The organism is Pseudoalteromonas sp. NZS127 (genome assembly GCF_015864805.1).
Lineage (GTDB): Bacteria > Pseudomonadota > Gammaproteobacteria > Enterobacterales > Alteromonadaceae > Pseudoalteromonas > Pseudoalteromonas nigrifaciens.
This window is the reverse complement of record NZ_JADYWN010000032.1, coordinates 1-14,274: the sequence shown is the minus strand read 5'-3', so window position 1 is coordinate 14,274 and position 14,274 is coordinate 1. Positions and strand designations below refer to the sequence as shown.

The window sequence follows — 14,274 nt, the reverse complement described above, 5'->3', positions numbered from 1 at the left end:
AGCCACGCGGTATGAAAAGCTTGAACGAAATTATCATTCAATGCTCGCTTTAGCATTTACTATGATGTGGCTACCAATGTGGGCTGATTGATATATGTACTACAAAGATCAACAGCCCCTAGACAGTACTAATACAGTTATAAATATACTGCCCACTGAGAGCCACAATAACTTTTTTGCTAACGCTATTTCCCGCATTCATCACACCCTTTAATTAATTAACGTATATAGTTTAGTTGATCTATAAAATGAAGCTATTAATTTAGTGTAAAAACAGCAATCTCATACAAAAGTTTAGCCTTCATGTTTAGTCAAAAAAGCGGTGGCTATTGCAGCCATAATGAGTAAAAAAACACTAACCCATAAACACGCCACTAACCCATAAAGCTGAAATACCCAACCAGAAAGCACAGTACCCAGTAAGCGCCCCATGGCATTGGCCATGTAATAAAAGCCTACATCGAGCGACACACCATCACTGCTGGCAAAGCTCACTATTAAATAACTATGTAGCGATGAGTTAACAGCAAACACCCCACCAAAAATAAATAAGCCCACTATAAGCGTATAATTTACCGCACTATTAAATTGCATTAGCAGCGCTAAAATGCCAGTTACAACGCACAATAGCGTAACCCATTTATATGCTTTATTAACTGTATTAAAACCAGAGGTAACAACTTGCCCAGTAATTCGCGGTGCTTGCGATTGCACTAACCCATACGCTATTACCCACAGTGCCATAAAGCCACTCACCCAAGTATGGTTCCAGTTAAATTGCGTGGCTAAATACACAGGCAGAGCCACTACAAACCACACGTCTCGCGAGGCAAATAAACACAATCGTGCTGTGCTAAGTAAATTAATAGCGCGAGATTTAGAGAATAACGTTTTAAATTTAGGTTTGTTTTTGGCCTTACCTATATCGCCTTTTAAAAAGACTAAACTTATAACCCAGGCAACACTCAATAAAACGATTAAAGTAAACAACGCACCAACAAAACCAAATATAGTAAGCAGTACCCCACCTAAAAAGAAGCCCACTCCTTTTAATGCATTTTTAGAGCCAGTAAGTATGGCAACCCATTTATATAATTTACTTTGCCCGCTGCTGTTTTGCGGCACCAAATATTTAATCGCGCTTTTGGCGCTCATTTTATTAAGATCTTTGGCAATCCCACTTAACGCTTGTGCTGCCATTACATAAGCAACCGTTAACCAATCTGTTGGCACGCAAAGCATAGCAAGCGCAAGTATTTGCAGCCCTAAGCCTATATTCATGGTTTTATTTAAGCCAAGTTGCGCTCCTAACCATCCCCCCACTAAGTTAGTGATCACGCCAAATATTTCGTAAAACAAAAACAACATAGCAATCGCTAATGCGCCATAACCTAACTGATGAAAATACAGCACCACTAACATTCGCAGTGCGCCATCGGTTAAAGTAAAAGCCCAATAATTGCCGGTAATGATAAAATACTGTTTTAGTGAGCTTGGTAAGTTAGCTAGTTGCGCAAACATTAAATTAGCCTATTAACTTGATTGATCACTTAAACCAACTTTTAGCATTAGCTCTGCAGTACGATTTGCATAGCCCCACTCGTTATCGTACCAAGCATATAATTTAAGCTGAGTGTTGTTAATTACCATAGTTGAAAGCGCATCTATTATGCTGCTGCGCGGATCGGTTGCGTAATCAATCGATACCAGTGGTTTTTCCTCATAACCTAAAATACCTTTAAGCTCGTTATTAGCCGCACTTTTAAACCAGCCATTTACTTCATCTTCACTAACGCTGCGCTGCAGTTCAAACACACAATCGGTAATTGAGGCATTAGTAAGTGGTACACGTACAGCATGGCCGTTTAATTTACCTTTAAGCTCAGGAAAAATATGCGTAATAGCTGTTGCGCTGCCTGTTGTTGTTGGTATTAAACTTGTGCCACAAGAACGTGCTCGGCGTAGGTCTTTATGTGGTGCGTCAATAATGGTTTGCGTGTTGGTAATACTATGAATAGTGGTTATGGAGCCGTGTTTAATTCCCACTTCTTGTTGCAGTACCTTCACAATAGGCGCTAAGCAGTTGGTGGTACAGGAGGCCGCAGTAACTATTTTGTGCTCACTTGGCTTATAAAGATGATCGTTCACCCCTACTACTATATTTAAAATGCCCTCTTCTTTTACCGGTGCGGTCACCACCACGCGTTTAACACCTTGGGCTAAATACGCATTTAGTAACTGGGTCGTTTTCATTTTACCGCTAGCTTCTATTACTACATCGCAACCAGACCAATCGTTGTCGTTAATGGTTTTATGGTTGCTTACAGTTATATTGTGTTTGCCAACCTCAATAATATTATTAGTAGCAGTAACAGAATGATGTAGACGCCCATGCACTGAGTCAAACTCCAATAAATGGGCATGGGTTTTAGCATCGCCCGCTATATCATTTACTTTTATAAACTCTATATTTGGCCAGTCAACCGCTGCGCGCAGCGTTAAACGCCCCATACGGCCAAAACCGTTAATGCCTACTTTAATGGTCATAATAAAATACCTTTTGTTATATTAATTACTTAATCTGAACTCTGGTTAAGAGATTTACTAACGTATTGAGTCATAGTTATATTTAATTTTATTTTCTCTAGCCAGAGGTTTTCAGTGAAAATAGCTGCTTGAGATAAGTTTATTACCCACAGATCAGGTTACTTAGCAACAGCGCTCAGGGCGATTACCCATAGCATTTAAGCGCTCTAAATCACTTTTATAAAATGATGCTGTTGCAACACGTGTTTGCGTAATTACTGTTTGTGCCCAATCTGGTAGTGCCTTATTAATACTGTAGTACACCCATTGGTTTTGTTTTCGATCTGTAAGCAATCCGCATTGGCGAAGCTGTGCTAAATGACGTGACACTTTAGGTTGGCTTAAATTAAGTGCCGCAACTAATTCGCAAACACATAACTCTTGCTGATCAGCAATAAGCAGTATGGCCTTTAACCGTGTATCGTCCGCTAGGCATTTATAAAATTGCAGGGGGTTGAATTGTTCCATAGCGTCCTCGTATCGTTAATATGTACACAATAAAACAAAAAATGAATATATGAAATAGTGAATATACGATTTTTCGTATATTTATTTTTTATGACCTCAAAAACAAAAAAGCACACAAGGTTATTGTGTGCTTTTTAAATATTAGCGAGTTTTGTTATTAAATAACCGACAGCTCAACTTCAATATTACCGCGTGTTGCGTTTGAATATGGGCATACTAAGTGCGCTTTATCTACAAGCTCCTGTGCTTGCGCTTTATCCATATCACCCAGCGACACCGCTAGCTTAACTGCAATACCAAAACCACCGTCAATAGCGCCAATCGACACTTCTGAGTTAATGTGCGTGTCACTTGGCAGAGTAATTTTCTCGCTGCCCGCTACAAATTTAAGCGCACCAATAAAGCATGCCGCGTAACCTGCTGCAAATAGCTGTTCAGGGTTAGTTCCTTTACCATCATCGCCGCCTAAGCCTTTAGGAGTTGATAAATCTACATTTAAACGACCATCATCAGATTTAGCAGTGCCTTCACGGCCACCGGTTGCAGTTGCTTTTGCTGTATAGGCAACGTTTTGTAATACATTCATAATGAACTCCAAAATTTAAAAAATTAATTAACTTATTTAGTTTGTGTGCAAAATAATAGAGCAACTAAATATAGATTGCAAATACTTTGCATGCAAATTAAAATGCACTTTATTCAGCAAAGAGGTTAAAGCATGTCATTTGAGCAGTTAAAATTAAAAAATCAGTTATGTCATCGTTTATATATGGCCTCTAATAGTATTGCTCGCGCTTATCGGGAGCCGTTAGCTGAGCTTAATTTAACTTACCCGCAGTATGTAGTAATGATGGCATTGTGGGAGCAGGACCAAATAACCATTGCCGAGCTTATAAATAACACCGCGATTGATGGCGGTGCAATGACCCAAATACTAAAAAAAATGACCGACAAGTCATTACTTGCCGTAGTAAAAGACGAGCACGACAAGCGCAAGCGTTTAGTGCAACTCACTCAACAGGGGCAATCACTAAAGCTAAAAGCGGCTGATATACCTAGCAAAGTGCTGTGTAAATTTAATAACGTAAATACAGAGCAAGCAAAACAACTAATGCAGTTACTCGACTTAGTCGTTAACGATTTATCTGATTAATGCATAAACCGTTTAAAATAGCGCGTGTATCAAATAAGTGCATACAGCCCAAAAAACCCACCATATAAGTGCAAAAAGCTAGCAACTTTTTTATATAAAACACTAATTCATTGATTCGTATTCATAAAATATTCAATTAAACGTTGGCATACTTCTTCCTATTACTTTATGTGTTTAAAAAAAATCAAAGGAAAAGCTATGTTTAATTTATATCACACACTTTATTTACTATGGCGTTTAGATGTTAGTTTTTGGCAAGTAAACGAGCCAAATAATCCGCGTACTACCGCTGATAAAGAGCGTATTCTCAGCCGTTAAGCTTTTCTTGTTGGTGTCGCTTTGCAAGTAAACCCAATGCATTGTATTGTTAGTTCTATTAAACAATTTATTTGGAATGTGTATGCCTGCCTTAGAAGTTAATTTTGATGGTTTAGTTGGCCCTACTCACAATTATGCGGGGTTATCGTATGGTAACGTTGCTTCGTTAAATAACGCCGCTAGCTTTTCAAATCCCCAAGAGGCGGTACTTCAAGGCCTTGAAAAAATGAAAGCCATGCACAATAAAGGCTTAACTCAAGGTGTATTTGCACCCCATGCACGCCCCGACTTAAATATACTGCGCCGCCTAGGGTTTAGCGGTAACGACGCGCAAGTTATTAATAAAGCTTTTAACGCCGATCCTATTTTATTACGCGCATGTTATTCAGCCTCAGCAATGTGGACAGCAAACGCCGCTACTGTGTCGCCATCGCCCGATACAACCGATGGTAAAGTGCACTTTACCGCTGCAAATTTAAACAATAAGTTTCATCGCTCGTTAGAGCCTGCCACCACAACGCGGTTGTTAAAAGCAATGTTTAATAACCAAAACCACTTTGCGCATCATACCCATTTACCCGATCAAGGCTTTTTTGGTGATGAAGGTGCAGCAAACCACACCCGTTTTTGCGACAGCCATGGCGAGCAAGGCCTAGAAATGTTTGTGTTTGGGGCCAGTGCATTTAACAGCCATTTACCAAAACCGGTTAAATTTCCTGCAAGGCAAACCCTCGAAGCCTCAGAAGCTATTTGCCGCTTACATAATTTAAAAGATACCAGCCAAATTTTACTGCAGCAAAACCCAGATGTGATTGACCAAGGGGTGTTTCATAACGACGTTATTGCTGTAGGTAATGCCAACGTACTGCTGTGTCATCAGCAAGCATTTTTAAATCAGCAGCAAGCATTGCAAGATATTCGCGAAGCCTACATTGGTAATAAACAATTTTATATTATTGAAGTACCTACAAGTAAAGTAAGTATTCAAGATGCAGTTAGTAGTTATTTATTTAACAGCCAGCTAGTAAGCCTAAGTGATGGCTCTATGTTATTAGTAGCGCCAAAAGAGTGCCAACGTAATAGCGCGGTTAACGACTACATTGAAGAAATGATCATGGCCGATAATCCTATAAACCAAGTACGCTTTTTTGATTTACGCCAAAGTATGCAAAATGGCGGCGGCCCAGCTTGCTTGCGTTTACGGGTTGCTTTGAACGAGCAAGAACTCGCTGCAGTAAACCCAGACGTTATTTTAACCGACACTAAATACACGCAATTGTGTAACTGGGCACAACGTAACTACCGCGATCAATTAGGTGCTAAAGACTTTGCCGACCCAGCACTGCTGAGCGAAAGTTACCAAGCACTTGATGAGCTAACCCAACTACTTAATTTAGGCTCAGTGTACGACTTTCAATTAGAAGGTTAATTACTTACTTAAGCTAAATAACCTGAGCTCCGGATAATAAACTTATCTCAAGCAGCTATTTTCAGCGCTAACTGCGTTGAATTCACTGAAAACCTCTGGCTAGAGAAAATAAAATTAAATATAAATATGATTCAATACGTTAGTAAATCTCTTAACCAGAGTTCAGGTTAAATAATTACAAACGATACAACAAAAAATAGCGAGCCTTAGCTCGCTATTTTTATGTGTGCTGATACTGCTAATATTAATCTACTTTTGCAGTGTCTTTATTAATTGTAACGCTTGTTGCTAGCGACTCAGGTAAGTGCAAAGTGCGCTGCGGGAATGGAATTGTTAGCCCTGCTTGCTCAATAGACTCTTTAACGCGCTTATTAAGATCCCACACTGTTTGCCAGTAATCACCATTTACAGTCCATGCGCGTAATTGTAGGTTTACCGAACTTTCGGCTATAGATACCACCATTACTTTTGGCGCTGGCTCTGCTAGTAAACGCCCTTCTGAGCTGGCTATTTGTTTAAGTACATTTAAGCCATCGTCTATTGAATCGGCATACGAAATACCCACTACAATATCCATGCGTCTTTTACCGTTACGGGTAAAGTTTTTAATATTACCACCCCACACTTTGCCGTTAGGAGAGGCTATATAAAGGCCGTCGGTGGTTTTAAAAATAGTAGTGAATAAGTTTATTTCGCTCACCGTACCCGATGTACCACTGGCATCAATAAAGTCACCTACTTTAAAAGGTCTCAGTATTAATAACATAATACCTGCAGCTATATTACTTAACGTACTTTTTAACGCCAAACCAATTGCTAAACCTGCAGCGGCCATTAGTGCCACTAAACTGGCGGTATTGACCCCAAAAATATCTAAAATAAATAACGAGCCAATTATATAAACCAAGTAACTCGAAAGGCGAGAGATAATAGGCAGCAAAGTTTTATCTAATTTATTAAGCGGCGATTTAGAGCCATTAACTGCTCTTTTAACAGCGCGGGCAATTACGCCACTGGCAATTAAAATCACCAAAGCTAAAATCACTTTGTATCCTAAAGTGATGATTGTTTCTGAATGGCTTTGCCAAAATGCTAAAAGTTTATCTTTCATGTTTGTTCCGATAAATGTGGCTGAAACTCAGCAAAATTATGGTTAAATTTAATAAAAACGACTTCAAAAGAAGTGGCGCGAGTATATAGTAAAAAACAATTAAATCGATAAAATTAAAAACTATTTAAAACAGCATGTTAAAAGTTCTAACTCTTCATATTTTTAATTCAATTTAGGTTAAGGGTTAAATACATACACTTAACAAATCAAATAAAAGGAAACAAGCATGAACTTTAAATCAACAATATTAAGTAGCGCTATTATTTTTGCCTTAGCAGGCTGTGGCTCATCAAATGACGAGGCTGAAACAACCCCACCGCAAGCAAGTGATAAAACCACTTTTAGCTTAGGCATTTCCGACGCACCAGTCACTGGTTTAAAACAAGTTAACGTAGTGTTTGATTCAATAACAATTAAAGCCCAAGCAGGTGAAGAAGTTAGCTTTGCAACTCGCTCTAAAAACGATTCCACCTTAGCGCAAATGGTCAATTTACTAGACTATACGGGCGACGATATTTTTCAATTACTTGACGATCAAGAAGTACCTGCTGGGGATTATTCGTGGATCCGCGCACAAGTGATAAACGGCGACACGAACAACCTTAGCTTAACATCTCACGTAGTTTATGAAGACGGCAGCATTGCACCGCTTATCGTAAAAAGAAAAGGTAACGATGGCGTGGGTGAAATTCAGCTAGATGGCTTTACACTCAATCAAACCGACAACGAGTTTGTATTAGAGTTTGATTTAAAAAAATCGTTAGTTGATCCACAAAATAATGACGAAATATTTTTAAAACCTCGCGGTGTGCGTTTACAAAACCTTTCTGAATCACAAGATATTGAAGGCTCTGTAAGCCAAACACTTATAAACAATTGCGAGACTGACAACATTGGTCTTGCCGCTGATGATTCATCATTTGGCCATGCTGTTTACCTTTACTCTGCGCAGGCACAAACCCCAACAGATATGCATGAAATAGATGACCAAACGCCTGATAACGCTCCGCTGGCGACTGCCAATGTTGTATTTGATGCGGACGATAATGAATACGAATTTGAACTCGCATTCATAACACCAGGCGACTACCAACTTGGTTATACGTGTAGCGCACACATAGACGATGCAGAGCAAGTAGATGCAGACTTTAATATTTATCAACTGAAACAAATTAGTCTAACGCAAGCTGACGATTTATCAGTCAATTTTGACATAGCGCAATAACTGCATGGCGCACATTGAGCTGCGCCTTCATTCATTTGTTAATAAGGAAAAAACCATGGCAAAAGAGAAAATAGTACTCATAACCGGCGCTTCTAGTGGCATTGGTGAAGCAACGGCAAAAACCTTAGTAAACAACGGTCATAAAGTTATATTAACCGCCCGTAGAGAAGAGCAACTTAACCAACTTGTTGCCGAGCTAGGATCAGATAACGCAATGGCTGTAGCCGCAGATGCCACCGACTTTACCGCGCTCGAAAACGTAGTTACCAAAGGCATTGAAAAGTTTGGCCGATTAGATGTAGCCTTTGCTAACGCAGGCATGGGGGTTTCAACTGCTGGCACTGAAAAAGGTGATCCGGATGAGTGGTCAACCATGATCGATATAAACATTAAAGCCCTATTGTGGAGCGCAAAATTAACACTGCCATATTTACGCGAAACCACCGGACACTTCATTTTAACCAGCTCTGCTGCTGGCCGTAAGCCAATTGGCGGCTCTATTTACGGTGCAACTAAATGGTTTGCTTATGGCTTTGGACAAAACTTAGCTGAGGAAATGAGTGAGTGGAATGGCCGCTGTACAACCATAGCACCAGGTATGGTAAATACCCCATTTTTTGATGAAGCTAAACCCGACAAACTCGACCCACAAGATGTCGCTGACGCAGTACTTTTTGCTATTGAAGCAAACCAGCGCAACAGCGTACGCGAAATTTATTTAATGCCGACTAATTAAATGTAGCTTGGTAGATTTTGGCTGTCAGGTTTAATACAAGTGGTATTAAACCTGGTGGTTGCTTGTCCTAAATATGGGCTGAGAGCTGTTTAAGAGAAAAATTTTGGTCGTTTAAAAGCCCTGTTATATTTTTTAAACTGCACTTGTCGCTCTATTTTAATTTGCGATTTTCTTAGTAATCAAGATGGATTCAGCCAAATTTTCATACTAGTGGATTTACTTGTTAACCGTATTTAATTCTGTAAAAGAAACCTGCGTAAATCTCGCTCTTGTCGCATTACATGTAAAATATAAACCTTATCATTTTCAATTTTATAGAAAATACGACACGGATTAACAATAACTTCTCGGTAGTTTAAGTTATTTAGCTCAGCAGGCCTTTTACCTGATTCTGGATGATTTTCTAACCTTGATACTTTCTCAAATACTTTTTGAACCAATTTTTTAGCCACAATCAGATTATTTAAAGCAATATATTCAGCAACATAATTTAAATCATCGAGAGCTGGAGATGTCCATATTATTTCAGCCATTTACTCATTTTCTCTTTTGCTTCTTGATTAGAGAATAAATGGCCATTTTTAATAGCTTGTTCACCGCGCGCTACACCTTCAAGGATTGCTATTCGTTGTTGCATGAATTCATAATCATCAACATCAACTAGATAAGCAGATGGTTTACCATGTTCTGTAATTAACACAGGCTCTTTTGAAGTATGAAGATCAGCTAATATTTTAGTAGCTTGGCGTTTAAGAGTCGTAACTAGCTCAACTTTCATAAAAAATCCTATCTAGAACTTAAGTAATGTATCACTATAGTATCACAGCAGCCGGAGGTTACAACGGCACGACTAAAAATTAGCCTACGATATTTGTCATTTCACAAATCGAAATACCCCTATATTACAAAAACTTAACCAAGCTATAAAATAAACAACTGTAAACAGTTAGTTAGCTTCGCCTTACCTTTTCTAAATGTAGCAAAACCCCAAAATGGTGGAGTTCAGTAATATCAGACGTATAGCTGATTAATTATACCCGTTGATTATTAATTAAGTGGTTATATTTAAATACCTGTGTTTAAACTAATAACGCGTTCACCCTTAAACTTGTAACTCGTTATTGCTTATAAAATTAGTTAAAAATCACAATCTACTTCTATTGAATCCTTATTAATTTTACTTCATATTAAATACTCTTATTTCTCACTTATTATGCTGTTATGTCATTTTTAAAATTTAGCCATGCAATCATTCTCACACTTGCTAGTACCTTACCGCTTATAAGTCATGCTGCGCTTGATAAAAATGAGCGTGAAATAGTAAAACAGGTCGATAAAAACATTCCCCAAGCACTTAAAGAAATAGAGCAAGCCGTAAATATTAATAGCGGTTCGCTTAATATTGAAGGTGTAAAAAAAGTAGGCGCGCTTACAAGCGAGCAACTTAAGGCCATTGGTTTTAAAGTAGAATGGCTGGATGGCAGTGCGTTTAACCGCGCAGGGCATGTATTGGCTACCTTTGAGAGTAAAAACCCCGATTCAATAAAAATACTGATGATCGGCCATCTAGATACAGTCTTTGCCAAACACGATGATTTTACAACCTACAAACAGCTTGATGCCGATACAGCCAGTGGCCCAGGCGTTGCCGATATGAAAGGCGGTAACACGATAATAATTACCGCACTTAAAAGCTTGCAAGCGCTTAACTTACTTGAAAATGTAAGCATAAAAGTAATACTCACTGGCGATGAAGAAAGCAGCGGTCGTCCGCTTAGCTTATCTAAACAAGCCATTGTTGATGCGGCAATGTGGGCAGACGTTGCTTTAGGCTTTGAAAATGGCGATAACAATATTAAAACCGCCATGGCGGCGCGCCGTGGTTATACCGGCTGGACGCTAAACGTAAGTGCTGCAGCGGCGCATTCGTCGCAAATATTTAGTGATAATGTAGGCTATGGCGCTATTTACGAAGCATCGCGTATTTTAAATAGCTTTAGAGAACAACTTGCCACACAACCTAATTTAACTTTTAACCCAGGGCTTATTGTGGGTGGCACAAATGCCGACTACGACAGCGCTAATTCGTCAGCAACTGCGTTTGGTAAAAGTAATGTAATAGCACAAACCGTACATATAGCAGGCGATTTACGCGCACTTTCACCAAAACAATTCGAAAACGCAAAAAGGTCAATGCAACTCATTGCTAGCAACAGTTTAAATGGCAGTAAAGCAGAGCTTATTTTTGAAGACGGTTACCCGCCAATGGCATTAACTGATGGCAATAAAAAGCTATTAGCATTATACAGCGACGCAAGCCACGACTTAGGCTTCAACAAAGTAGTAGCTGCCAACCCACGCAATGCAGGCGCTGCAGATATTTCGTTTGCCGCAAGCCATGTTAATATGGCGCTTGATGGCTTGGGCTTAATGGGCAGTGGCGCGCACACTAAAAACGAAACTGCCGATTTAACTAGCCTTGATAAAAACATAAAAAAAACCGCATTGCTTATTTACAGGTTAGGGCAGCTGTAAGATTATTATTTAATGTTTTCTACCAGTGAGCCAACTAATTATGTTTAATGCCATTAACCCAAGAGCAGGTTAATTAACTCTGCCACCCTACTCTTTAGTCTAGCTTTAATTCTGGTAATAAGTATGCAAAAGGCCAATAAAATTGGCCTTTTGCATAAGTAATGTTGCATGTATAAGGTGTTCTGGGTAGTTAACTCACCATTGAACTATTACAATAACCAACGCTGGTACTATTAATTTTATGTTTCACGGTGCTTTTTCTCATGGCTGTCGTAATCAGCATCGCGCACTCTTCTATCACTGTCTCTTTTGCCTTTTTTGCGTTTTCTTTTAACTGCTTCGGCCATATCATTAACTTTAAGCCCTTCTTCAGGGTTGTCCGACTCACAGAGTATTTCATCTATAGCTAAGTCCATTTCAGCTCTGATCTCTGCAATTGCAATTCTTTTTTCTTTGAGAATTTCATCTATAGCCATTTTTTTTTGCTGCAACAATTGCCTCTATTTGCTCACCAGCAGCGTCTTTACTATTGAGATTATTGATATCGGGATCAGACATAATGTGTCCTTAGCTAAAGTAGTCAGGAGTTACTAACCTTTATACTTTAGTATATAAATAGCAAAAATAAAATTGTCTCTTTATTGCTTTATACCCTAAATATTCGGGGTAAAGTAATAAACCTGAGCTCCGGATAATAAACTTATCTCAAGCAGCTATTTTCAGCGCTAACTGCGTTGAATTTTCTTGCAATAGGCCAGCTATTGACGCGTAAATTCGCCTTGTTTTCACTGAAAACCTCTGGCTAGAGAAAATAAAATTAAATATAACTATGATTCAATACGTTAGTAAATCTCTTAACCAGAGATCAGGTTAATAACTTAAAATACTGCTATTTCTTCGAGTACTTGCTTAAACTTGTTAAGACATTATTTTAAATAGTAAATCTCTCACTGTTGCTGGTTCAAACGGTTTGTCGCATATGGCATCCACTCCGGCTTGAGAGATGTTTGCTAGGTGGGTTTCATTGGCTTCTGAGCTCACCATTAAAATAGGAATGTGCGAGTAGCTATTTGAGCCTCTAACCGCTTCGGTTAGTTCTCTGCCATCCATTTCCGGCATATTGTAATCGGTTACTATTAAGTCAAACGCTTGCTCGTTTAGCTGCTCAATTGCTTGTTTGCCATTCTCAGCCTCTACCGGCGCAGGTATTCCCATACCAGCAAGCACCCGAATAATATGTTTACGAGCAAAGCGACTATCGTCAACCACTAATACGCGCAGCAAAGTAACATCAAAGTGTTCAAGCTCTACTTCTTGTTCGCTAATTATATCTAAGGTAGCTTTAAGCGCTCGGGTAATAGCTTCGCTGGTAAAGGGCTTAGGTAAAATAGCTAACACGCCCGATTGCCTTAATTGCTCAAGATACTTTTTATTACGCTCGCTCGACACCAACATAAATGCTTGGTGCTCTGTGCGCGGGTTCGACCTAATGTTTTGTAGCAGTGAATCGGCGGTGCCGTCAGCTAAGTACATACTGCTAATAACTAAATCTGGTTGGTAATTTGCAAGTAGGGTTAAAGCTTGGGTTTGTGTAGTGGCGGTTTCTATTTGTTTTACACCACTTTGTATTAATGATTTTATGATCAGTTTTTGCTGCACTTCTGAAGGCTCGACCAATAATATTGATAGATTAGCTATTGCAGTTAAGTCACTCATTTATATCTCTTTATTATTATAATCTTGCTGTTTTTATCGAAATTTTCCGAGAAAATCCATTGATCGACGCGAAGCGGCGTCGATAGGATGAATCGGAATAGTTAGCCCTGCTCTTGAATGTATTTTCGAATTGTATCAGCAGCCGCATTTCCAACAGAGCAAACAAAATATCCGTCAGACCAAAATGTTTTTTTAACCCAGAATTGCTTTTTAAACCATTTAAATCTCGACCATAGACTTTGCGTTGTAGATTGTTTAATTCTCCTAACGTAACTCGCAACACTGATATTGGGAGAGATCGTTAGCAATATGTGTATATGATCTTTGACCACCTCGATCTCTTCGATATTAAATTCTGAGCGCTCTGCAATTTTAGTGATTTTTTGTTTTACAAAATCACCTACATCACCTTTTAACAATTGTTTTCTATATTTAACCACAAGTATTAAATGTAGTGCTATTAAATATTTATAGTGAGATTTAGTGTCATATTCCATCTTGACAACTCATTTGCATACAGTAGTCTATACAGTATATGAAAAAGACGCTTAGATACAACTACAGGCTAAATCCTACGCCAGAGCAAGAAGCTAAACTCGTTGAGTTTGGCGCGACAGCGCGTGGCATTTGGAACTTATTGTTGTCTGAGAACATGCGTCGATACGAGCACGATAAAACGTTTTTGTTTTACAAAGACATGGCCTCACTACTTAAAGATATCAAGACGTTCGAAGAGTTTAACTGGATCAAAGCATTCGATTCTGCGGCAGCTCAACAAGTTGCCCGCGACCTGGAATTAGCGCTCAAGAATGTTTTTACTAAAGGTCGCTTGCAACGCTTTCCAAAGCACAAGATCTCATATAAAAAGAAAAAACGTCACAACGATAGTTTTCGAGCGGTCAATAACTCGAACTGTATCCGCATTGAAAATGGCGCTATCAGTATCCCAAAGGTAGGCAAGATACCCATTATCTTGCATCGCAAACTAGCAAGTAAA

General features: G+C 39.0%; 16 protein-coding genes and 1 pseudogene. 7 read left to right on the top strand and 10 right to left on the bottom strand.

Annotated elements, in window-relative coordinates; translation table 11 throughout:
• Positions 1 to 91 (top strand): annotated as a pseudogene (locus tag I6E78_RS17950) (IS5/IS1182 family transposase); the annotation flags it as partial.
• A 203-nt stretch (positions 92 to 294) separates the two neighbouring features.
• Here I6E78_RS17950 and arsJ read toward each other — a convergent pair.
• From arsJ to I6E78_RS17930, 4 genes are all read right to left on the bottom strand, one after another.
• Complete coding sequence (gene arsJ / locus I6E78_RS17945) at positions 295 to 1,521, bottom strand: organoarsenical effux MFS transporter ArsJ (RefSeq protein ID WP_197183058.1); 1,227 nt, start codon at positions 1,519 to 1,521, stop codon at positions 295 to 297.
• Between the two features lie 12 nt (positions 1,522 to 1,533).
• Positions 1,534 to 2,547 (bottom strand): ArsJ-associated glyceraldehyde-3-phosphate dehydrogenase, encoded by a 1,014-nt coding sequence (locus I6E78_RS17940; RefSeq protein WP_086996797.1) that lies wholly within the window; start codon positions 2,545 to 2,547, stop codon positions 1,534 to 1,536.
• A gap of 162 nt (positions 2,548 to 2,709) precedes the next feature.
• Positions 2,710 to 3,054 carry a metalloregulator ArsR/SmtB family transcription factor gene (locus tag I6E78_RS17935; RefSeq protein WP_011329817.1) on the bottom strand — a complete coding sequence of 115 codons (345 nt, stop codon included), beginning with the start codon at positions 3,052 to 3,054 and terminating at the stop codon, positions 2,710 to 2,712.
• A 157-nt stretch (positions 3,055 to 3,211) separates the two neighbouring features.
• Positions 3,212 to 3,640: an organic hydroperoxide resistance protein gene (locus I6E78_RS17930; protein WP_011329816.1), complete on the bottom strand. Its 429-nt coding sequence runs from the start codon at positions 3,638 to 3,640 to the stop codon at positions 3,212 to 3,214.
• Positions 3,641 to 3,772: 132 nt separating this feature from the next.
• On the opposite strand from I6E78_RS17930, the gene I6E78_RS17925 reads away from it, so the two are divergent.
• Together I6E78_RS17925 and astB are read left to right on the top strand one after the other, a co-directional pair.
• A complete protein-coding gene (locus tag I6E78_RS17925; protein WP_089369127.1) occupies positions 3,773 to 4,207 on the top strand; it encodes a MarR family winged helix-turn-helix transcriptional regulator in 435 nt (144 codons plus the stop codon).
• A gap of 400 nt (positions 4,208 to 4,607) precedes the next feature.
• Entirely contained in the window at positions 4,608 to 5,954 is a 1,347-nt protein-coding gene (astB, locus tag I6E78_RS17920; RefSeq protein WP_197183057.1) for an N-succinylarginine dihydrolase, read from the top strand.
• Between the two features lie 244 nt (positions 5,955 to 6,198).
• On the opposite strand, the gene I6E78_RS17915 is transcribed toward astB, so the two are convergent.
• Positions 6,199 to 7,065 (bottom strand): mechanosensitive ion channel family protein, encoded by an 867-nt coding sequence (locus tag I6E78_RS17915; protein WP_011329813.1) that lies wholly within the window; start codon positions 7,063 to 7,065, stop codon positions 6,199 to 6,201.
• Between the two features lie 226 nt (positions 7,066 to 7,291).
• On the opposite strand from I6E78_RS17915, the gene I6E78_RS17910 reads away from it, so the two are divergent.
• Positions 7,292 to 8,290, top strand: coding sequence for a DUF4382 domain-containing protein (locus tag I6E78_RS17910; protein WP_089369125.1), 999 nt, complete (start codon positions 7,292 to 7,294; stop codon positions 8,288 to 8,290).
• A gap of 55 nt (positions 8,291 to 8,345) precedes the next feature.
• Complete coding sequence (locus tag I6E78_RS17905; protein WP_089369327.1) at positions 8,346 to 9,026, top strand: SDR family oxidoreductase; 681 nt, start codon at positions 8,346 to 8,348, stop codon at positions 9,024 to 9,026.
• A 233-nt stretch (positions 9,027 to 9,259) separates the two neighbouring features.
• On the opposite strand, the gene I6E78_RS17900 is transcribed toward I6E78_RS17905, so the two are convergent.
• Together I6E78_RS17900 and I6E78_RS17895 are read right to left on the bottom strand one after the other, a co-directional pair.
• On the bottom strand, positions 9,260 to 9,559 hold the full coding sequence (locus tag I6E78_RS17900; protein WP_089369124.1) for a type II toxin-antitoxin system RelE/ParE family toxin: 300 nt from the start codon (positions 9,557 to 9,559) through the stop codon (positions 9,260 to 9,262).
• Positions 9,547 to 9,804 (bottom strand): type II toxin-antitoxin system Phd/YefM family antitoxin, encoded by a 258-nt coding sequence (locus tag I6E78_RS17895; protein WP_011329809.1) that lies wholly within the window; start codon positions 9,802 to 9,804, stop codon positions 9,547 to 9,549. Before I6E78_RS17895 ends, I6E78_RS17900 begins: the two co-directional genes overlap by 13 nt.
• 443 nt (positions 9,805 to 10,247) lie before the next feature.
• Between I6E78_RS17895 and I6E78_RS17890 the strand changes: the two genes are divergently transcribed.
• Positions 10,248 to 11,561, top strand: a complete 1,314-nt coding sequence (locus I6E78_RS17890) for a M20/M25/M40 family metallo-hydrolase (protein WP_197183056.1) — start codon at positions 10,248 to 10,250, stop codon at positions 11,559 to 11,561.
• Between the two features lie 239 nt (positions 11,562 to 11,800).
• Here I6E78_RS17890 and I6E78_RS17885 read toward each other — a convergent pair whose 3' ends face one another.
• From I6E78_RS17885 to tnpA, 3 genes are all read right to left on the bottom strand, one after another.
• Positions 11,801 to 12,037 (bottom strand): hypothetical protein, encoded by a 237-nt coding sequence (locus tag I6E78_RS17885; protein ID WP_089369122.1) that lies wholly within the window; start codon positions 12,035 to 12,037, stop codon positions 11,801 to 11,803.
• A gap of 442 nt (positions 12,038 to 12,479) precedes the next feature.
• Complete coding sequence (locus tag I6E78_RS17880; RefSeq protein ID WP_086997245.1) at positions 12,480 to 13,277, bottom strand: response regulator; 798 nt, start codon at positions 13,275 to 13,277, stop codon at positions 12,480 to 12,482.
• A gap of 101 nt (positions 13,278 to 13,378) precedes the next feature.
• Positions 13,379 to 13,774, bottom strand: a complete 396-nt coding sequence (gene tnpA, locus I6E78_RS17875; RefSeq protein WP_089369121.1) for an IS200/IS605 family transposase — start codon at positions 13,772 to 13,774, stop codon at positions 13,379 to 13,381.
• Between the two features lie 38 nt (positions 13,775 to 13,812).
• On the opposite strand from tnpA, the gene I6E78_RS17870 reads away from it, so the two are divergent.
• Positions 13,813 to 14,274, top strand: a 462-nt coding sequence (locus tag I6E78_RS17870; protein ID WP_197183055.1) for a helix-turn-helix domain-containing protein, incomplete at its 3' end; no start/stop codon positions are given.